This is a genomic window from Candidatus Seongchinamella marina (assembly GCF_026262685.1).
GTDB lineage: Bacteria > Pseudomonadota > Gammaproteobacteria > Pseudomonadales > Halieaceae > Halioglobus > Halioglobus marinus.
Genome location: NZ_SHNP01000002.1, coordinates 238,951 through 258,538, shown reverse-complemented (window position 1 = coordinate 258,538; position 19,588 = coordinate 238,951). Strand labels below are relative to the sequence as shown.

At 53.1% G+C, this 19,588-nt stretch carries 17 protein-coding genes; 8 read left to right on the top strand and 9 right to left on the bottom strand.

Annotated elements, in window-relative coordinates; translation table 11 throughout:
- Positions 1-16: 16 nt before the first annotated feature.
- Entirely contained in the window at positions 17-889 is an 873-nt protein-coding gene (locus EYC87_RS06175) for an HpcH/HpaI aldolase/citrate lyase family protein (RefSeq protein WP_279252118.1), read from the bottom strand.
- A gap of 164 nt (positions 890-1,053) precedes the next feature.
- Between EYC87_RS06175 and EYC87_RS06170 the strand changes: the two genes are divergently transcribed.
- Positions 1,054-2,268, top strand: coding sequence for a CaiB/BaiF CoA transferase family protein (locus EYC87_RS06170; RefSeq protein ID WP_279252117.1), 1,215 nt, complete (start codon positions 1,054-1,056; stop codon positions 2,266-2,268).
- 2 nt (positions 2,269-2,270) lie between these two features.
- Here the strand turns inward: EYC87_RS06170 and EYC87_RS06165 are convergent, their stop codons facing one another.
- The 3 genes from EYC87_RS06165 to EYC87_RS06155 all read right to left on the bottom strand — a co-directional run bounded on the left by EYC87_RS06165 (position 2,271) and on the right by EYC87_RS06155 (position 5,714).
- A complete protein-coding gene (locus EYC87_RS06165) occupies positions 2,271-4,310 on the bottom strand; it encodes an AarF/UbiB family protein (protein WP_279252116.1) in 2,040 nt (679 codons plus the stop codon).
- 136 nt (positions 4,311-4,446) lie between these two features.
- The gene (locus EYC87_RS06160; RefSeq protein ID WP_279252115.1) at positions 4,447-4,746 is read right to left on the bottom strand and encodes a YciI family protein; all 300 of its coding nucleotides are present in this window, start codon (positions 4,744-4,746) and stop codon (positions 4,447-4,449) included.
- Positions 4,747-4,802: 56 nt separating this feature from the next.
- Complete coding sequence (locus EYC87_RS06155; protein ID WP_279252114.1) at positions 4,803-5,714, bottom strand: LysR family transcriptional regulator; 912 nt, start codon at positions 5,712-5,714, stop codon at positions 4,803-4,805.
- A 112-nt stretch (positions 5,715-5,826) separates the two neighbouring features.
- Between EYC87_RS06155 and EYC87_RS06150 the strand changes: the two genes are divergently transcribed.
- From EYC87_RS06150 to EYC87_RS06135, 4 genes are all read left to right on the top strand, one after another.
- Positions 5,827-7,050 carry an acyl-CoA dehydrogenase family protein gene (locus tag EYC87_RS06150; RefSeq protein ID WP_279252113.1) on the top strand — a complete coding sequence of 408 codons (1,224 nt, stop codon included), beginning with the start codon at positions 5,827-5,829 and terminating at the stop codon, positions 7,048-7,050.
- A gap of 7 nt (positions 7,051-7,057) precedes the next feature.
- A complete protein-coding gene (locus EYC87_RS06145) occupies positions 7,058-7,837 on the top strand; it encodes an SDR family NAD(P)-dependent oxidoreductase (RefSeq protein ID WP_279252112.1) in 780 nt (259 codons plus the stop codon).
- Positions 7,838-8,130: 293 nt separating this feature from the next.
- The gene (locus EYC87_RS06140; RefSeq protein ID WP_279252111.1) at positions 8,131-9,108 is read left to right on the top strand and encodes an FHA domain-containing protein; all 978 of its coding nucleotides are present in this window, start codon (positions 8,131-8,133) and stop codon (positions 9,106-9,108) included.
- A 93-nt stretch (positions 9,109-9,201) separates the two neighbouring features.
- Positions 9,202-11,712: a fatty acid cis/trans isomerase gene (locus tag EYC87_RS06135; RefSeq protein WP_279252110.1), complete on the top strand. Its 2,511-nt coding sequence runs from the start codon at positions 9,202-9,204 to the stop codon at positions 11,710-11,712.
- Here EYC87_RS06135 and sohB read toward each other — a convergent pair whose 3' ends face one another.
- Positions 11,713-12,771 carry a protease SohB gene (gene sohB, locus EYC87_RS06130; protein ID WP_279252109.1) on the bottom strand — a complete coding sequence of 353 codons (1,059 nt, stop codon included), beginning with the start codon at positions 12,769-12,771 and terminating at the stop codon, positions 11,713-11,715.
- A gap of 14 nt (positions 12,772-12,785) precedes the next feature.
- On the bottom strand, positions 12,786-13,598 hold the full coding sequence (gene nudC, locus EYC87_RS06125; RefSeq protein ID WP_279252108.1) for an NAD(+) diphosphatase: 813 nt from the start codon (positions 13,596-13,598) through the stop codon (positions 12,786-12,788).
- Positions 13,599-13,756: 158 nt separating this feature from the next.
- Here nudC and nhaB point away from each other — a divergent pair, with 158 nt between their 5' ends.
- Positions 13,757-15,262: a sodium/proton antiporter NhaB gene (nhaB, locus tag EYC87_RS06120; RefSeq protein ID WP_279252107.1), complete on the top strand. Its 1,506-nt coding sequence runs from the start codon at positions 13,757-13,759 to the stop codon at positions 15,260-15,262.
- 25 nt (positions 15,263-15,287) lie between these two features.
- Here nhaB and dnaQ read toward each other — a convergent pair whose 3' ends face one another.
- From dnaQ to EYC87_RS06105, 3 genes are read right to left on the bottom strand one after another with little or no spacing between them, the layout of a single operon-like run.
- On the bottom strand, positions 15,288-16,022 hold the full coding sequence (gene dnaQ, locus EYC87_RS06115; protein ID WP_279252106.1) for a DNA polymerase III subunit epsilon: 735 nt from the start codon (positions 16,020-16,022) through the stop codon (positions 15,288-15,290).
- Positions 16,023-16,044: 22 nt separating this feature from the next.
- On the bottom strand, positions 16,045-16,479 hold the full coding sequence (rnhA, locus tag EYC87_RS06110) for a ribonuclease HI (protein WP_007227792.1): 435 nt from the start codon (positions 16,477-16,479) through the stop codon (positions 16,045-16,047).
- Complete coding sequence (locus tag EYC87_RS06105; RefSeq protein ID WP_279252105.1) at positions 16,476-17,291, bottom strand: class I SAM-dependent methyltransferase; 816 nt, start codon at positions 17,289-17,291, stop codon at positions 16,476-16,478. The genes rnhA and EYC87_RS06105 overlap by 4 nt, the downstream gene beginning before the upstream one ends.
- A 72-nt stretch (positions 17,292-17,363) precedes the next feature.
- On the opposite strand from EYC87_RS06105, the gene gloB reads away from it, so the two are divergent.
- Both gloB and EYC87_RS06095 read left to right on the top strand, forming a co-directional pair.
- The gene (gene gloB / locus EYC87_RS06100) at positions 17,364-18,137 is read left to right on the top strand and encodes a hydroxyacylglutathione hydrolase (RefSeq protein WP_279252104.1); all 774 of its coding nucleotides are present in this window, start codon (positions 17,364-17,366) and stop codon (positions 18,135-18,137) included.
- Positions 18,138-18,329: 192 nt separating this feature from the next.
- The gene (locus EYC87_RS06095) at positions 18,330-19,586 is read left to right on the top strand and encodes a LysM peptidoglycan-binding domain-containing protein (RefSeq protein WP_279252103.1); all 1,257 of its coding nucleotides are present in this window, start codon (positions 18,330-18,332) and stop codon (positions 19,584-19,586) included.
- Positions 19,587-19,588 lie beyond the last annotated feature (2 nt).

The window sequence follows — 19,588 nt, the reverse complement described above, 5'->3', positions numbered from 1 at the left end:
CCCCGGTTGCGAGACGCTAAGACTGGGAGCGAATAGCAGCTGCCAGCGCCAGGCAACGTTTAGCCTCTTCTACGTGCAGGGCTTCAACGAGCTTGCCGTTAATCACAACAACACCTTTGCCTTCTTTTTCTGCCAGCTCGAAACCTGAAATTATTTCGGTTGCGGCGGCCTGCTCTTCCGCACTGGGTGCAAAAACTTCATTGGCAATTGCCAATTGCCGGGGGTGAATAAGGCTCTTACCGTCGAACCCAAGGTCCCTGCCCTGTAGGCAGGAAAACCGCAACGCCTGCTCATCTTCAAGGTCCAGCTGCACGCCATCAATCACCTCAAGGCCATTCGCCCTTGCGGCATAAACACACAAGTTTAAAGCCGCAATAAAACCAAGCCGATCCGGGGTGTGTCGCACCCGCGTCTCTTTTGCGAGATCTGAGGTGCCCAGCACCAACCCCCGCAGCCGGGGATGGGCTGAAGCAATTTCTGCGATGCTGAGAATGCAGCGTGGCGTTTCCGCCATCAACCAGATTCCAATATCCCGGTGACAACCCGCAGCATCTATCTGGACGATGGCATCGCAAACTTCAGTAGCGCTGGAAATTTTAGGTATAAGGATGCCGTCAGGTGCGGTACCAGATTTGGCGAGGCTAAGAAAATCGTCTATCGCCCAGGGTGAATCCAGCGAGTTTGTGCGCACGATAATCTCTCTGTAGCCATAGCCACCCGCTTCCAATGAATCCACGACCTGGCTTCTAGCCTGTTGTTTAGACTCTGGCGAAACTGAGTCCTCCAGGTCCAGAATCAGGCAATCGGCAGCCAGGGTGCGGGCTTTATCCAGCGCCCGTCCATTGGAACCGGGCATGTAGAGCATGGAACGTCGAGGTCGAACTGGCATATCTATTTCCACTATTTTTTGTCAGCGCATACCATATCAGGCAAACGTCGAGACTCAAGGGCTGAGCTTGTATGATCACTATTGCAGGCGGATTTGGCAGATTGCGCCCTGTGGCTGATGAGTCAGCTTAATTAGAATCAACAAAAATGACCCGGGACTTCGCTATGGATATAAATCTGGATACCGCAACAAGTGGCCCCCTGAAGGGGATACGCGTTCTCGATATCACATCAATGATTACCGGACCGCTTTGTAGTCAGATGCTGGGCGACCTTGGCGCAGACGTTATCAAAATCGAACCCACACACGGCGAGGTATCGCGTTGGATGATGCCCCCGGAAAAAGGTGGCCTGACTGGCTTTTACTGCCAAATGAATCGCAACAAACGCAGTCTCGCGCTGAATTTACAGTCAGAGGAAGGCGTCGAGATCCTCACCCGACTGGCCAAGGACGCTGACGTTGTGGTGGAAAATTTCCGCGCCGGGGTTGCCGACCGGCTTGGGATTGGTTATGAAGCTCTCAGGTCGATTAATAACAGACTGATATACGCCGCAATTTCAGGGTTTGGTCCGTCGGGCCCTTACTCCGATCGCCCCGCTTATGACCCGATCGCCCAGGGTCTGGTGGGAATGATGCATATTCAGGGAAAACCCTTCGGCGGAAAACCACAGCTCATCCAGTCAGCGATCGTCGACAAAACAACAGCAACTACCGCCTCAGGCGTGGTTCTCGCTGCGCTGTACGCGAGGGACAGCATCAACGGAACAGGTAAAGGCCAGCGAGTCGATATTCCAATGATAGATGCCTATGCCGCCAACTCGCTGCCTGACATGCTGCCGGTAGACAGCTTTCAACCCACAGACATGCCCGACGCAGAGCCCCTGGCGGTACTGCGCACATTCGCCACCCATGATGGTCATATAGTCGGGATGGCATTACAGGACAATCATTTCAAGGGTCTCTGCGAGGCGCTTGAGTGTCCAGACTTGTTGCAGCGAGAGGGCATGCGGAATGTGGGCGAACGTATTGCCGAATTTGGCCCCTGGTTGGATGCCATCGAAATAGAGATTGCCAAATGGCGCACCGATGAGCTGCTCGCGCGCTTCGATGCTAAGGGAGTGCCCTTCGGCAAGGTAAAAACTATTCGCGAATTTGCCGAGGACCCTCAAGCCCAGCACAACCGCACGATATTTGATGCCGAGCACCCGGAGCTTGGAACCCTGCGTTATGTGCGTTATCCCGGGCATTTATCAGAGACTCCCGCCAGCCTTACCCGACATCCACCAAGGCTAGGTGAGCATAGCGCAGAAATATTAGCTGAGGCCGGTTACGGCGAAACGGAAATACGTAGCTTACGGGACGCCGGGGTAATCGCTTGAGATCAACCGGGCAGTGGCGCAAGCACATCGCCACCGGGTGCCCTTCTGCGCAGACCCGCGGGTAAATCCCTGGCCACCTGACGCAGCAGTCGCTTGCGATAACCAGTGGCCTGGCGATAGGCCTCCAGTGAGGGCCAGCGGCACGTTACGAGGAAAGCATCCTGGGCTAGCACCAGTCGTGATACGTCCTTGTAAATACCGAGATAAGACCCCAACATTGCAGCCATTGAACGACTCAGGTGCATGTATTCGCTATTGATCACTATCCCCTGGCGATTCATGATCGCTCCCAAGCCCATTGCCAGTTCTAACCGTCGCTTAAGGCCTTCGCCACCCTCTTGGTAAAGCACTGCAAGAAAATCCATGCCAAGAGGTTTCAATGTTGAATCGGCCAGCGCACCTTCGATCAGTACAAATATTTCTTTACGTTGACTCTGTAGCTTTTCCGGTTCGGTTCCCAGTGCGATCATGGCGTCGGCTATTGCCATCGCGTCAGCGGCAAATATCGCCTGTAAGTAACGCAGCGCCGGGCGCCAAATGTCACTGACGTCGACGCTGTTCCCCCAATCGATAAAATGCAGCTGTTGATTTTCCCCCACCATGAGATTGCCCGGGTGAAGGTCACCGTGAAACTCCTGATATACGAACAAATGTGACAACACGGTGTGCAGGAATGCGCGACCTACTTTACGCCTGGCTTTCAGTGCTTTGCGCTTACCCATTCCCCGAAATGCTGTTGTCAAACTGCTTGCTGGGTCGACATACTCCATTTCAATTATGCGCCGCGTGGTCTGGTAGACTTCTGGCACGTGCCAGCCGCCGGTGTAACTTGCCCTTGCAGCAAAGCGCGCCTGCACCCTGGCTTCTGCCTCAAAGTCCAGTTCCGCGCGAAACCCTTCTACAAACACATCGACCTGATCCAGCCAAGACGAAAGAAAAGGTGATAGTTTGGAGTGCGGAGCCCAGTACTGACTGCTGAGTATCGCCAGTTTGATCACAGTCTTCCCAATCAGAAACTCGCGTTCAAGATTATGCCGGCCTACTTTAACGACGACTGTCTTGAGTTCCTCGCGACCACGACGATTCCGCACCGGTTTCTCGGCCACGTAAACTGTCGCAATGGAGCCCGATTTAAGGGGTTTTGATGCATCAAAATCGTAATATCGTTTGCCCGGCAGCACCCCAAAACTTTCAACAAATGCCTGCTCTACCTCCGCTGGTGTCATTGGTTCTACGTCTTCCTGAAAGACCTCAAGGGCCTGGCTGATTTCGTCGGGCAGAAAATCAGAACCAGAGGCGGCTACCTGCGCCATTTTGATAAAAAACGGACCAAATTCGCGCACCATTTGGGCCACTATCGATGCCTGGGTCTTAAAATCTTCAGGGTCGGTGTCAAAGAACTCGCGAATGTAAGCCAGCGCACCAATCTGACGGCGGAAGATATCCAGGTCAGATTTGAGAATATCGGTCTGGCTAACAATGTCCTGCAGGTGTGCACTATTAGCGTCGCGAAGGTGTTTGAGCTGATTGATCACTTCGACCAGCAGTGGTTCATACGCACTGACCACGATGCGAGCTACGTCCAGGCTGATTTCACCCAGACCTTTAAGCTCCGGCTCACTCATCAACTCATTGAAGAAAGACCAGAAGTCTTCAGTTAATTGCTCGGGAATGGGTATCACCGCGCGCGCCGTTAACTGATCCATAAGAAAGCGCAACAGGCTCTCCGTGCTCTCCTCGTTAGGCAGGATATTATCCTCGCGCAGGCGGCGGGTAAGGTCAGTGAGTTGGGCTGTGAGCGGATGATCTTGCAGGGCGAAAAACAGTGCGTCCAGCGCTGCCCGAAGCTCTTCTTCGGTGACGTCTGCCCTGCGATTAATCAGACTGGCCAGAGGCCGAATAGCGACATAGATTTTGGCCATTCCGGAAGCATATTTCCCTGTAGAGCGAAGCACTTTAGTGGTCTGTTCCCGCAGCACTGGAAGCCATTCCTCCAGATCAATGCTGGTTTGTTCGTCCCTCGCGGGGTCGGATATCGGCAAAACGGGGTCCCTGCCGGGTTAGACGGCAATCGTGAATGTCAGGGGAAAGGTTCGTAAAGCTGGACTACAACGCTATTTGCGAACGCAAGTGCATTGTCTATTATCAGTAGCCCCTGAACAAGGGGCTAGCTGAAGTTCAGGGCAGGACTTTCTTGAAAGGTTTTACCTTGATTTTTTCGGTGACTCCACCAACGGTATAAGGATCCTCCTCAGCCCAGGCTTGTGCACTCTCTAATGAATCAAAGTCGGCCACGATCAGACTACCGGTGAAACCCGCCGTCCCCGGGTCATCGGCATCTACGGCAGGATGGGGTCCCGCAACAAGCAAACGTCCCTGATCCGCCAGTGCTTGCAGGCGCTCGAGATGGGCGGAGCGATTGGCTTTTCGCCCGGCGAGGCTATCAGCGACGTCCTGGGTAATGATGGCATACCACATAACTTTGTATCCTTAGGCTGTGACTTTAAGGTAAATGATCGCGGCTATTATGCGCTCTAGCCCTGGCCTTTTGACAGCCCCTCAGCGAACTGCTGCGCCAGCATCTTGCGCATCCAACCATTTGCCGGGTCTTCCGCGGCGCTGCGATGCCAATAGAGGTTGAGAACCAGGGACTCCACCTGAAATGGAGTTTCTACGACATGCAGCTCAGGATGATCGATGACCGAGCCTGGGGCCGTCCATAACAAGTCACTTTGCGCGGTAATCGCGGCTGCGACCGCATACTGCTGCACACGAACAACGACCTTGCGCCGATGGCCAATAGCGTGGAGCGCCAGATCAACCTGCCCCCTGCCCCGTGGCCTTGCAGAGACATGCACGTGTTTTGCCGCCAGATATTGATCGAGGTCCAGATCAACTTGAGCAAGCGGGTGCGCCTTGGCCATAGCAACACGGTATAAAAGACTACCCAGGTGCAGTTGCCCCAACTCCCGGGCATTGACCTGGGGTGCATCCAGTAAAAGGTCCAGATCTCCCGATTTCAGCTGCGCCACTGCGGAGACTCGATCAAGGTAATAAGCTTCTATGGTGACGCCCGGTGCCAGCTGTGCCAGGGCATTATGTAGCCCCGGCAACACCATGTTCTGGGCCACGTCACTCATACCCAAGCGAAATGTCATTTCCGCTGATCCCGGGTCGAAGCGCTGGCCGCTCAGTGTTGTCTTTTGCAACAGCCCCAGCGCTTTTTGAACGTCGACGCTTATCGCTTCGGCAACCGGTGTCGGCTGCATACCTCTAGGGCTGCGGACAAAAAGCTGATCATCGAAGCTTTGTCTCAGCCGGCTGAGCGCATTCGATACTGCTGGCTGGGTCAGGTGCAGCGCTTGCGCTACTCGGGTAACACTGCGTTCACGATAGAGTGCGTCGAATACAACGAACAGGTTCAGATCAACCTTATCAAGCCTCATGGCGCTCCTTATTATTGATTTTGTGAATAATTATTCATCATATAAATAAATAACAGTGATTTACATCAAAGACTTATGATGGGCCATCAAGCTTTTTTAAAAGGAGACCGAAATGTACCAATTCAGCGAGCACTCGCAAGAGTTCCAGGCCCGTCTGCAAACTTTTATGGACGAGCATATCTTTCCCAATGAGGACCAATATGCCCAGCACCTGCATCACACTGATAACCGCTGGGCTCCGATCCCCTTGATGGATGAGCTGAAAACCAAAGCCCGAGAGGCCGGACTGTGGAACCTCTTCGTTCCCCCGGGGCTCGCCCAGTTCGCCGACCATGACGGCATGTCCAATCTTGATTACGCTCCGCTGGCTGAAATGATGGGACGGGTTTTGTGGTCTCCCGAGGTATTTAATTGCAACGCTCCTGATACCGGCAACATGGAAGTGCTAATGAAGTATGGGACCGAGGCGCAGCAAGAGCAGTGGCTGACCCCGCTGCTAGCGGGAGAACTGCGCTCGTCCTATGCGATGACAGAGCCCCAGGTAGCTTCATCGGATGCCACCAATGTTGAACTTCGCATAGAACGCGACGGTGACGAATGGGTGCTCAATGGTCGCAAGTGGTTCATCACCAATGCCATGTATGAGCGCACCAAAATATTCATCGTAATGGGTAAGTCAGACCCTGAGAACGAAAACCGGCACAAACAACAAAGCCAGGTATTGGTGCCCAAGAGCACCCCCGGGCTGGAATTGATCAGGCCGCTGACGACACTGGGTTACGACGATGCCCCCCTGGGTCATGCAGAGCTGCTGTTCACTGACGTCAGGGTGCCACTTGAAAACATACTTTTGGGTGAAGGCCGTGGATTTGAAATCGCCCAGGGGCGACTGGGACCGGGCCGCATCCACCACTGTATGCGCCTGATTGGCATTGCCCAGCGCTCATTGGAACTCGCTTGTGTCCGCGCTGAGGCTCGAACAACCTTTGGCCGTGCCCTGTCGCAACATCAATCGGTTCGAGAGGAGATCTCGCGATGCTTTTCCGAAATTGAAATGGCCAGGCTTCTGGTCCTCAAAACTTGTGCGCGCATGGATGAGCTTGGCGCCAAAGGTGCAATGGACTTGATCGCTGCATCCAAGACCAGTGTCCCAATCATGATGCAGCAGGTGATTGACCGTTGCATGCAAATACACGGCGCAGGTGGCCTAACCGAAGACTACTGCATGGCGGAGGGATTCAATTATGCCCGTTGGTGCAGGCAAGCGGACGGTCCCGACCAGGTGCATCAAATGGCGCTGGGTAAAATGATCATCAAACGCTATAGCAATGGGTGATGGGCTGATGTCAAAGACACTTGAGCAACGTTTCGGCCTGCAAGGGAAAACAGCGTTAGTGACCGGCGCCTCTAGCGGCCTGGGCGCCCATTTTGCAAGGGTGCTGGCTTTAGCCGGAGCATCTGTAGCAGTTGCTGCCCGACGCAACGATAAGCTTGTAAACCTGGTTCAGGAAATCGAGGACGCCGGTGGTCGCGCCTTTGCAGTGACTCTGGACGTCACGGCTGGCCACAGCGTCACCGCTGCCATAGCAAGTATTGAGGACACGCTGGGGCCGATAGACATTCTGGTAAACAACGCTGGCGTATCCGGATCCCGCCACAGTCTCAAGGAAGACGAGACGAACTGGGATTTTGTCATGGACACCAACCTCAAAGGCGCATGGCGCGTCGCGCAAGCCGTCGCCAAACGCAGCGTCGAACTATCACAACCCTGTAGCATCATTAACATCGCATCGATTCTGGGGCTGCGTGTAGGGATTGGGCTCAGCACCTACTCAGTATCTAAAGCCGCAGTAGTGCAACTAACCAAAGCGCTTGCATCAGAGCTTGCCCGCAAGTACGTTCGGGTAAATGCGATTTGCCCCGGCTATTTTGCCACCGAGATGAATTCAGACTACCTGCTGTCCAGCAGCGGACAGGAATACCTGGCCAGCACCACCGCCGGACGAATGGGGGAGCTGGATGAATTAACGGGGCCGCTGTTGCTACTGGCATCGGAGGCAGGAAGCTTTATGAACGGCACAGCGATTCCGGTTGATGGCGGCCACTTAGTGGGTTCACTGTAGTTTTTCGCCATTGCCCAACCGCAGCGATTTGCAGGGTAAGGATGCAGTGGCAGTGCAGTAGACAAAAAAAGAGCGGCCATCCCTGGCCGCTAATTCCGCGTGATGTGCACTCTCATGCACGACATCAGTATTGCTCCGGCGGGCCCCATTCGCCATTACAAACAATTACGGACACTGGTTGCGCATCTTAGGGATTTCCTTTATTTTCCTAGCTAAGTGATTGAAGACGTGACCTTTTTATTCAATTAGTCACCATGACGGCGACTTTTTTCCACGGATGTTTGAACATTAGCATGGCGCAGATACGCGACACTGAAAATCAGACCATCATTCCCTTACGTTCACACCACACCTTCGGCCGCTCCGGCGATCGGACAGACACCTTAGTCAGTAGTCCCATAACCTCCCGAATTCACCTTGCTCTTGAATGGGACGGTCAGCGCTGGAACGCTCGAGATCTCAGTAAAAACGGTACCTGGCTGGGAACGACAAGACTGTTAGCCAATGAAAACACCCCGCTTCAGGCCGGCGACATGCTTCACCTCGGGTCTCCGGACATGCCGCCGTTAAAACTCATAGATGACTCCGCGCCGTTTTCTGCTCTTCTTGGCGCTGGTCATGCGCCGTCCTTAACTCTGCAGTCTTTTGTCTTTTTACCGGACCAACAGACGCCTGAAGCGGTGGTGAGCTATTCTTACCAGCAACGCTCCTGGGTCGTTCGCTCCATGGACCAAGACACTTCTGCACAATCATCTGACATCCTTCATCACGGGGACCGGCTTTCATACGGTGATATGGAATGGCAAGTATTTCTCGCGGAAACACAGCAAAGCACTGAAATCAGCCAAACGCCCGAAAACAGCATTGAAGACATTGAATTTGTTTTCGATTTAAGCCAGGACGAAGAAAATACCGCCCTGCATCTGAAATTAACGAATCGCGAGCTGAGCCTTGGAGAGCGTTCACATCACTATCTGCTGCTACATCTAGCACGCCAGCGAGCGATGGAGGCGGCCAACGGCTTTGATGGAAAGTCGCAGGGATGGATAGACAACGACCAGGTTAAAAAAGACCTGGGTATGGATATGCCTCACATCAACATCATGATTTTTCGAGCTCGCAAGCAGATCGCAGAAAGCATGGATGATAGTTTTGATTCTGAGCTACTGGTAGAACGCGGTAAAGGGCGTATGCGTTTCGGTGGATCCCAGTTCCAAATATTCAAGGGTGAAAAGCTTGCATTCGCCCTGCCCCCGCCTGATGCACCTTAGGTCATGAATGTGACCGAAACTTGACCACATTAACACTACGTCATTTGAGCACAGGCTTTGCTAACATCAGAAAAAACCTAAATCGAGCTCCGCATGAACGCTAAAGTTTTTTTTCGAACGGGACTGTTCCTGTTTGCAGTTTTGTTAATCACTACTCTTGTCAACGTCACCTTCGACGACACCGACCCTTGTGCTAATCCGAACGCAGACATCACCGCTGCCATTCTTGCCGATGCTGACGGTGACCAGGACGCTCTCGCCAACAGGGCCATTCTCATGCGTGGCAAGTGCCCGCAAGAAGAACTTATCGAAGTAGAGGAGGAGGAAGAAGAGGAACAAGTTCAACCACCATCAATGCAGCCGGTGCTGGCTTCCGCGCAAGTGATAACAGAAGTCACCACACCACCTGTAACCGTATCTACGAACACGGCAAAAGAGATCATCGACCATCGATGTATTGTCTGTCACGGCTGCTATGACGCCCCCTGCCAGCTCAAGCTCGAAGCCCACGCAGGCCTTGCGCGAGGCGCCAGCAAAGACGTCGTTTATGATGGCGGCCGGCTGCGCGCGGGCAACCTCACCCGCTTATTCGATGATGCACTCAGCGAGCAACGCTGGCGTGACAAGGGTTTCTATTCGGTACTGGATAAAGAGCAGCCTGAGCGTGGTGTGATGTATCAACTACTGCAACTGAAACAGGACCACCCGCTGCCTGCACAAGGTTCTGTTCCCGAAACATTCGACTTCTCTCTTTACCGGGACCAACAATGCCCGAAGCAAGAGGAGTTTGATGCCTATGCAAAGAAGAATCCGCTGTGGGGGATGCCCTATGGACTGCCTGGACTCAATAAAGACCAGCACGCCACCCTCAGTCACTGGTTGAAGCAAGGTGCTCCACAACCCGATGCTTCAGGCTTGTCCAGCAACAGCCAGACACTGCTGCAACGGTGGGAAACACTGCTCAATGGCAATAGTCTGCGAGAACAATTAGTCGGCCGCTATTTGTACGAACACCTGTTTCTGGCCAGCCTCTACTTCGAACAAGACAACCCACGAAGCTGGTTCCGTATCGTTCGCTCGCACACGGGCCCGGGCAAGCCACTAGCCCTGATTGCAACCCGACGACCTTTTGATGACCCGGAGGTGGACAGGGTTTATTACCGCATTCAGCGCATGCCCGACACCAAACTGGCTAAGACCCATATGCCCTACAGGATGGACCAGCAGAGAATGGACTGGGTACGAGACCTGTTCGTCAAACCAGACTATGAGGTCAAGCAGCTGCCGAGCTATGCTCCAGCAGTGGCTTCAAACCCGTTCAAGTCATTTCAGGCACTGCCAGTAGACTCCCGCTACCGTTTCCTGCTGGAAGAGTCCCGCTTTACCATCATGAACTTTATCAAGGGCCCGGTCTGCCGAGGCCAAATTGCCTTAAACGTGATCGACGATCACTTTTGGGTCATGTTCGCCAACCCCAATCATCAGGATGTCGATCTCGATGCCCAGTTCCTGGCGCAGGAAACCGATAACTTGCGTCTGCCAACACCCGCCACTGGGACCATCATGGATATCGTACGCTGGCGCAGTTATGCCAGATCCAATGCGCGATACCAGCAAGCACGATCCAAACTCATTGGCGAACTACTCGCTGAGGGCCAGAACCTGACGCTTGATTCTCTTTGGGACGGTGACGGTAACAACCGCAATGCGTCCCTGACAATTTTCAGACACTTCGATACGGCTTCCGTTGTCACGGGAATGGTGGGCAATGTTCCAAAGACCGCCTGGGTAATCGACTATCCTCTGCTGGAGAGAATTCATTACCTGTTAGTTGCAGGTTTTGATGTTTATGGCGCCGCCGCTCACCAGCTTGAGTCGCGTCTTTATATGGACTTTCTGCGCATGGAGGGAGAATTTAACTTCCTGATGTTTATGCCTGAACAACAGCGCATGGAAATCCACGACCATTGGTACCGGGATGCACGCAAAGGCTACAGAACTAATTTTATTAAGCTCAATACAATGGCGGCAGAAACAACAGACATCAATTATTCGACGGACGATCCCAAGTCAGAATTACTCGAAAAGATGCGTCAGCGTATCTATGGAGCGACCGCTGACCGCTTCGACTACCACCGCGGAGCTGCCTCCCCAAGCGTTGTAGCAGCTCTGGAATCTCTTGAGAACAGTATCGGCAGACATAACGGACTGCTGCCTAATGTCAGCTTCATCAACGTAATCGGCGATTCCAGCGATGAGTTTTACACCGTGTTGCGCAACACTGCACATTTGAACATTGCCGGACCTTTTCAGGAAGAAAAACGGCGCGCGCCCGACGAGGATAACCTGACCATCGTCAGAGGCTTTATCGGCGCCTATCCGAATTACTTCTTTCAAGTAAACGAAGGTGATATCGCCCGCTTCGCCGCGGACATAGAGGCAATGAAAGGCGCAGAAGATTACCTCAGGCTAAGCGAGCGTTATGGCGTGCGCCGCAATGCGCCGTGGTTCTGGCGAATTACAGACAAAGTGCACGCTCGATCACAATGGTTAACGCCTATCGAGTACGGTATTTTTGATCTTAGTCGTTATCAGGCTTATTGACTAAAGCGGCGGGCGCCCCTGCCCCCGCTGCCAAATCTTCAAAAATGCGCTCTCCAGGGCCCCCTCTGCGGCCAGGCCCATTTTTTCCTGCCAGTTTTTCTTCAGCACGAAGCGTACGTCAAAAACATCCCACTCTTTAAGGTGCTCCTGAACAATGGCGTCTGAGGTCTTCAATTCATCAACCAGACCCTCAGCGACCGCCTGCTTGCCATACCAGACTTCCCCTGTCGCTACTTTGGCAATATCCAACTGCGGCCTGTTAGTGCTCACAAAATCCTTGAACAGCTCATGCGTTTTTTCCAATTCCTCAGAGAACTTTTCTCTACCCTTGTCTGTGTTCTCACCGAACATGGTTACCGTGCGCTTGTACTCACCGGCGGTGAACAACTCAAAATCGATATCGTTCTTCTTCAGCAAACGATGAAAGTTCGGCAGCTGGGCAAGCACACCGATAGACCCTATGACGGCAAAAGGCGCCGCCACGATACGATCTGCAACACACGCCATCATATAACCGCCACTGGCCGCTACTTTGTCTACCGCAATGGTCAGTGGCACACCCGCATCACGAACACGCTGCAACTGACTAGCGGCCAGCCCGTAGCTATGAACCATCCCTCCTGGACTTTCAACTTTTACCAGCACCTCGTCGCCATCCTCTACCTGATTGAGAACCGCGGTTATTTCCTCACGCAGATTATCAGCCGCACTGGCTTTGATATCGCCCTCAAACCCCAGGACATAGAGTCGCTTGCGTTGCTCCGGTGCTTCATCCTGATGCTTACGGGCTTTTTTAGCGGCCTTTGCGTCTTTCTTCGCCTGTTTCTTACGAGCCTTGCGCTCCAATTTCTGTATTTCGGGGTCTGCTACAACATGCTGGAGCTGCTCATTGAGCTGATCGTATTTTTCATTGAGGTCACGAATTTCAATGTGCCCCTCATGCTGCTCAGCCTTGTTGCGCTGTCCCACCGAGACCAGCCCTGCGACCAGGATAAGAATAGCCCCCACCAAGGTGGCGGCCTGGGCGAGAAACAATCCGTATTCGTATAAAAATTCCAAGTGCTACTCCGGGTTCAGGATAAAGAATTAATGTGTTGTTTGATCAGCTGACCTGCCACCGAGCTTGGAGGCGGTATCATTGGCAAATCGGATGGGTGGAACCATTGGGCATCAGCAATTTCAGTGGGTTCGCAGACGATATCACCGCTTTCGTAGTCGGCAAAAAAGCCCAGCATTAACTGATTGGGAAAAGGCCAGGACTGGGATTGAACGTATCGGAGATTACCCACTGTCACGCCAACCTCTTCGTGAACTTCACGAACCAGTGTTTCCTCCGGCGTCTCCCCTGCCTCTATAAAACCTGCCAGAGTGCTATACATCGCGCTCGGGTGATTAACATTACGGGCCAGCAACATCTCTTCACCGCGGGTTACCAGCACAATAATGCATGGGTTTATACGCGGGTAATTGGTGGTACCGCAGGGAGCGCAGCGCATGGCCCGATCCTGCGGATGTAGTTGCATCCTGTCGCCACAGCGTCCACAAAACTGATGGTCCCTTTCCCAGTCCAGTAGTTGCGCCGCCCTGCCGGCCAGTGAGAACAAGCGCTCGTCTACCCGGCCCAGTATCTGCCACAAGCTGCCCAACTGATATTCCATTGGGTCAAGATCGTGCTTTTCTTCTATTTCAAGCGCAAAACAGGGCTGTTCTTGCCAGTAGCCCATAAAGTGACGCTTGCGTTCGACCCATCCATCGCGCTGAACAATGTCTTCGTCCAGCAAGCACATTTGGGGGGAGCGCATATAGCTCACTAATTTGCCGCCCTGGAATACAACATAGACTGCCGGGGAAGCATTAGTAGGAACTCTGTGATCGGGTCTGAACATGGCATTTCGAGGCTTGAAAACGACCGGCTATAGTATGCGCCGCGCGGCATCAACTCAAGTGCGGCATCCGCTTAATAAAATGCTGCGAAAGCAAGGAAACTGCTCACAAATTGTCGTAGAATGCTGTTTTATTTTATCTGGCTGACCTTCCTGACATCATGAGCGACTCTACCGTAAAAGCCTTTTGGCAAAACTTCCTGGGTTCGTCCCCCGTCTGGTACAAGCAAACGATCATTGTGTTTCTGCTAATGAACCCGATCTTGCTAATGCTTGCAGGCCCCTTCATTACGGGTTGGGCGTTAATAGGAGAGTTTATTTTCACCCTGGCTCTCGCCCTGCGCTGCTATCCATTGCAACCCGGCGGTCTGCTCGCCATACAGGCAGTGTTACTGGGAATGACATCCCCGGAGATGGTGTTTAAGGAAACCCTCGCGAATTTTGAGGTTATTTTGCTGCTGATGTTCATGGTTGCCGGCATTTATTTCATGAAAGAGATGCTGCTATATGTCTTCACCAAAATACTGTTAAAGGTGAAGTCCAAGGTTTTACTGTCTCTGCTGTTTTCCCTGGTCGCAGCCGTACTATCTGCTTTTTTAGACGCTTTAACGGTCACTGCAGTCCTAATCAGCGTTGGCGTTGGTTTCTACTCGGTTTATCACAAAGTGGCATCAGGCAAGGGCTTGGGTCATGCGGATCATGATCCGTCCCAGGATGATGCGGTGCAGGAGCACAATCGCGAGGATTTGGAAAACTTCCGCGCATTTCTGCGCAGTCTGCTAATGCATGGTGCGGTTGGAACCGCTCTGGGCGGCGTTTGCACCCTGGTTGGCGAGCCTCAAAACCTGCTAATTGCCACGGTCGCTGACTGGGACTTCATTACCTTTGTAACTGTGATGGCGCCAGTTACGATGCCGGTACTGGTATGTGGCCTCATCACCTGCGTCTTGCTGGAGGTGTCCGGTAAATTCGGTTACGGCGCCAAGTTGCCACCTCGGGTTCGCGAAGTACTTGAAGAGTTTGAAGAAAAAGAGGCCTCTCAGCGCAACTCGCGCACTAACGCGCGACTGGTTGTGCAGGCCGCTGTTGCTGGCATCCTGGTATTAGCACTGGCTATGCACTGGGCCGCGGTGGGCCTGATAGGCTTGATGGTCATTGTATTGCTGACCGCTTTCAACGGCGTTGTGGAGGAACACCAAATTGGCCACGCCTTTGAAGAGGCCCTGCCTTTCACCGCACTGCTGGTCGTGTTTTTCGCCATTGTTGCTGTCATTCATGACCAGCACCTCTTTACGCCGGTCATTGACAGGGTACTGGCTATGGAAGCCGATGTTCGCCCCGCCATGTTCTTCCTGGCCAATGGCGTATTGTCGATGATTAGCGACAACGTGTTTGTCGCCACCGTCTATATCTCTGAAGTTAAAGCTGCCCTCGATGCAGGGGATATCACACGCGCCGAATTTAATCAGTTGGCAATCGCCATTAACACGGGCACCAATCTGCCTAGCGTAGCCACTCCCAATGGACAGGCCGCATTTTTGTTCCTGCTCACTTCTGCCGTTGCTCCACTTATCAGGCTGTCCTATGGACGCATGGTAATTATGGCGTTCCCCTACACGCTGGTACTGGGTTCCGTCGGGTTGCTGTGCGTGAGCTTGTTTATCTAAGCATTGAAGCGACGACCAGAGCTCCTTACAGGGGCTCTTGGCCCGGTATTTCTTTCCACAGCACCTTTCCGCCACTCGCGCTGCTGATTGCCTCCAGCTGGGCCTCATGTGCCGCCAGTTCCTCGGTTGACGCAGCAATGACCGGGAGTGCCGCCCTGCCTGCATCAAGGCGAATGATGCGCTCGCTTCGAGATGACCCACTTTCCGCACCGGAGTCGTTGTCTGAGAGCTGTAGGGCGGTCTGCCCACCCGTCATCAACAGGTAAACATCTGCCAGGATTTCGGAATCCAGCAAAGCTCCGTGTAAATCTCGCTGCGAGTTATCAACACCGTAACGCTGGCAGAGGGCGTCAAGGCTGTTGCGTTGCCCTGGGTGCTTGCCCCGGGCCATGACCAGGGTATCTACAACTTTGCAGCGGTCTTCGAGGCGCGGCGCGTCGGGCTCCAGTCTCTGGATCTCGCTATTGAGAAACCCGAGATCAAAGGGGGCGTTATGAATAACGAGCTCCGAACCTTCTACGAATTCGAGAAACTCCCTAAAAATACGCTCAAAAGACGGCTTATCCTTGAGGAACTCATTAGTAATGCCGTGAACCTCAATCGCCCCCTGATCAATTTCGCGATTGGGATTAATATACTGATGATAATGATGGCCAGTGAGCCGACGAGTGTCTAACTCAACACAACCAATCTCAATGATCCGGTGCCCCTGGGAAACCTCAAGGCCTGTAGTCTCGGTATCGAGTACAATTTGTCTCACGATCTGGGTTTCCTTGTGCGCTTTAGGTTAGCTCGTCAATACCGCGATTAGCCAGTTGATCAGCAATTTCATTCTCACGGTGGCCGCTGTGGCCCTTTACCCAATGCCAATCGACTTGATGACGCTGATTCTGTTCATCAAGCGACTGCCACAGATCAACGTTTTTAACGGGCTTTTTATTTGACGTTTTCCAGCCTTTCTTTTTCCAGCCCGGCAGCCAGCTGGTAATCCCGTTTTTTACATAGATCGAGTCTGTAGTCAGTGCGACCACGCAGGGTTCTTTTAGAGCCTTCAAGCCTTCTATTGCGGCCTGCAACTCCATTCTATTATTGGTTGTCTGGGCTTCTCCACCGTAGAGTGATTTTTCTTTACCCTGAAAACGCAGCAACGCGCCCCAACCGCCTGGACCCGGGTTACCGCGACATGCGCCATCAGTAAATATCTCAATATTTTTCAATGCAGGACTTCCCCGTTGGAGTTGCGACTAATAGCACCGGGGGAACGAGTTGGTGAGTTGGGTGCGGGGCTGGGGGCAACCACAGGTTTGGGCACCGCCAGATCTATCAACTTCTCACCGTGGCGACGCAACATTGAAAGCGGTCTGTTCTGTGCGGCAACCTGTTTGATCGCAGCCTGCATATAAAGCCCGCCCAGCGGCAGCTTATGGTCTACGCACCATTTGTCCAATGATGCGGTCGCTGCCCTGAACCTGGCCTGCCCCGTTGGCGGAACGACATACAAGTGATTCCCTTCTCGCAGTTCAAAGCCCAGCAGGTGAAGCCAATCGCTCAACCGACTGATGCTGACGGGTCTGTGGGCCTGCCAGAACGACCGCTTTGACAGCCCCTTGATCCGGGTAACAAGGCCGCGCAGGCTATGAGGGTTGAAGCCCAATATCAACAGCTGGCCCTGGGGCGTCAGGATACGATGCAGTTCGCGCAACACTTGGTGCGGGTTATCGACAAATTCCAAAGTGTGATGAGCAATTACAACGTCTACGCTATCGCTCTCCAACGGTATTTCACCGGCTTGGCAAATCAGGTTTGTGCCCTCCCCACCCGAATCGCAAGCCATGATACGGTGGTTAATTCGACAGGCGCCAAATAGGGGATCCCCCGATAAAGGGCCTATTTGCAGGATATGGTAGCCAAAAGCGTTGTCGAGCTGGGGCTGCAGGGCCTGCTTTATTTGCTGCAGCAGGTATTGACCTCGGTCGCTGTCATACCAGGTTTCCAGTTCTGCCAAAATATCGTTAAACTGCGCACTCATGGTGCAGGCCCCATCTCATCTGTTGCCGAGTTCCCATGTTACTGTATTTCCGGCCATTTGAAACGGTATCCCATGCTCTGTATTCACCCTATTCCCGCCTTTAACGATAACTACATCTGGTTAATCTGTGTCGATGGAACTGATCAGGCCTATGTCGTGGACCCCGGCGATGCCAAGGTCGTCGAGCAAGCACTGGAAGAGCGGCAGCTGCAGCTTACCGGGATTCTTATCACCCATCATCACTTTGATCACGTTGGTGGTCTGGCTGACCTGAAAGCAAAATACAATCCCGTCGTCTATGGACCGGATAACCCCAGCATTGACGGATTGGACCATATTGTCAGGGCCGATGACGTGATCGACGTCTTGGGAGCGAGCCTTGAGGTATTGGAAGTACCTGGCCATACCCTGGATCACATTGCTTACTTTTTAGCTGGTGATGCGCCCTTGGTATTTTGCGGGGACACGCTGTTCGCCGGCGGCTGCGGCAGGGTTTTTGAGGGGACTCCGGATATGATGCATGCCTCCCTGTGCGCGCTGGCAGAGCTTCCCGCCGAAACACGCATTTATTGTGCCCATGAATACACCCTCGCCAACCTTGCATTCGCCCAGGCAGTGGAACCGAATAATCCCGCTCTGGCCCAACGTGTTGTCGCGGACCAGGCCAGTCGAGCAGCCGGTGAACCCACCGTACCGTCAACTCTCGCCCTTGAACTGGCCACTAATCCCTTCGTGCGTTGTGAAACTCATGAGTTACAAAACTCCCTGCGCCAGCAGGATAAGCTCATCAGCGACCTGCCTGCCTCGGTTTTTGCCACAGTCAGAGGTTGGAAAGACAGTTTCTGAAAATAATACAGTTTTCTATGGCCGGCCTGCTCGTGCTGATTACAATAACTCGCCTAGAATTCACTTTAATTACAAGGGAACAAATCCCACAATAAGTAGTTAATTATCAATATGTTATATCGATTTATTACAGTATTTTATATATCAGTTTTTCTGGCAGCCTGCCAGACAATGTCAGTGCCGGACCGGCCCGTGGCAGAAACTCCGGTTCCCAACCAAAACCAGGAGCAAGAACTTTTCTCCAAGACAGTTACCTCCCCCACGGAGAGTAAAAAGCCACCTAAAGACCTGTGGGTGCGCATACGCAATCAGCTGACCTGGCAGTCCATACACAATGAACAAATTGGGCATGCTCGCGACTCCTACCTGCGCCAACCCAACTATTTGTCGGTGGTTGCTGAACGCGCCGATTTGTACCTCTATTACATTGTAGAGGAGGTCGAGCGCCGGGGACTGCCAATAGAAGTGGCGCTTCTGCCGTTGGTCGAAAGCACTCTTAACCCTTTTGCTACCTCGTCAGAACGAGCCGCAGGCCTTTGGCAAATCATGCCTGCTACTGGTAAGTATCTCGGCCTTGAGCAAAATTGGTGGTATGACGGCCGCAGGGATTTAAGGGATTCGACCCGCATCGCGCTCGATTACCTGGAAGCCTTGTACGCTGAATTTGATAACGATTGGATGCTCGCTCTGGCCGCATACAACTCTGGCAAAGGCAGGGTTGGACGCGCCCGCAAGGCCAACGCCAAGGCGGGATTACCTACGGATTACTGGTCACTGAAACTGCCTCGAGAAACTAGGCATTACGTACCGAGACTCATTGCCCTGAGCCAGATAGTGGCTTTTCCTGAAGCCTTTAACGTTAAGATTCCACCGGTCCCCAACAAACCCGCCTTTATCGTGGCGGCCACGGGGGGCCAAATTGAACTGGCCAGAGCCGCCTCGTTGGCTGAAATTGAACTGCACTCCTTGAGGGCTTTAAACCCGGGCCAGCTGCGCTGGGCAACGTCACCGGATGTCGCCCAGGAGTTGCTGCTACCAGTAGGAACAAAAGCACAGTTTCAGCTCGGGGTTGCCAGCCTTACTGAAGCTGACCGAGTGCGCTGGGAGCACTACAAAATCCGCAGCGGAGACAACCTGATAAACATCGCCAAAAAATTTGATACCGAGGTTGGCCTGTTGCGCGAAGTGAACAATATACGGGGCAGCATGATCCGTGCTGGCGACACTCTCATGATCCCTTATGGTAGCGATTGGGCCAGTAGCCTAGCCATGGTTACCAAGCAAGAGCGGCAGCAACAGAGATACCGCGTTCGTCGGGGCGACTCGCTTTACAGAATTGCCGGGAAGTTTAACGTATCGGTGAACGATATCATTTCATGGAATTCGCTAAACCCCGGCGACTACCTGCAGCCCGGGCAGCGCCTTACGCTTTATGTCAGCGGAGGCTAAGC

What these genes read in the sequence shown, in the direction of transcription:
- EYC87_RS06175 (WP_279252118.1), bottom strand. Translation starts at nt 889, where the DNA reads ATGCCAGTTCGACCTCGACGTTCCATGCTCTACATGCCCGGTTCCAAT.
- EYC87_RS06170 (WP_279252117.1), top strand. Translation starts at nt 1,054, where the DNA reads ATGGATATAAATCTGGATACCGCAACAAGTGGCCCCCTGAAGGGGATA.
- EYC87_RS06160 (WP_279252115.1), bottom strand. Translation starts at nt 4,746, where the DNA reads ATGTGGTATGCCATCATTACCCAGGACGTCGCTGATAGCCTCGCCGGG.
- EYC87_RS06155 (WP_279252114.1), bottom strand. Translation starts at nt 5,714, where the DNA reads ATGAGGCTTGATAAGGTTGATCTGAACCTGTTCGTTGTATTCGACGCA.
- EYC87_RS06150 (WP_279252113.1), top strand. Translation starts at nt 5,827, where the DNA reads ATGTACCAATTCAGCGAGCACTCGCAAGAGTTCCAGGCCCGTCTGCAA.
- EYC87_RS06145 (WP_279252112.1), top strand. Translation starts at nt 7,058, where the DNA reads ATGTCAAAGACACTTGAGCAACGTTTCGGCCTGCAAGGGAAAACAGCG.
- EYC87_RS06140 (WP_279252111.1), top strand. Translation starts at nt 8,131, where the DNA reads ATGGCGCAGATACGCGACACTGAAAATCAGACCATCATTCCCTTACGT.
- EYC87_RS06135 (WP_279252110.1), top strand. Translation starts at nt 9,202, where the DNA reads ATGAACGCTAAAGTTTTTTTTCGAACGGGACTGTTCCTGTTTGCAGTT.
- nudC (WP_279252108.1), bottom strand. Translation starts at nt 13,598, where the DNA reads ATGTTCAGACCCGATCACAGAGTTCCTACTAATGCTTCCCCGGCAGTC.
- nhaB (WP_279252107.1), top strand. Translation starts at nt 13,757, where the DNA reads ATGAGCGACTCTACCGTAAAAGCCTTTTGGCAAAACTTCCTGGGTTCG.
- EYC87_RS06105 (WP_279252105.1), bottom strand. Translation starts at nt 17,291, where the DNA reads ATGAGTGCGCAGTTTAACGATATTTTGGCAGAACTGGAAACCTGGTAT.
- gloB (WP_279252104.1), top strand. Translation starts at nt 17,364, where the DNA reads ATGCTCTGTATTCACCCTATTCCCGCCTTTAACGATAACTACATCTGG.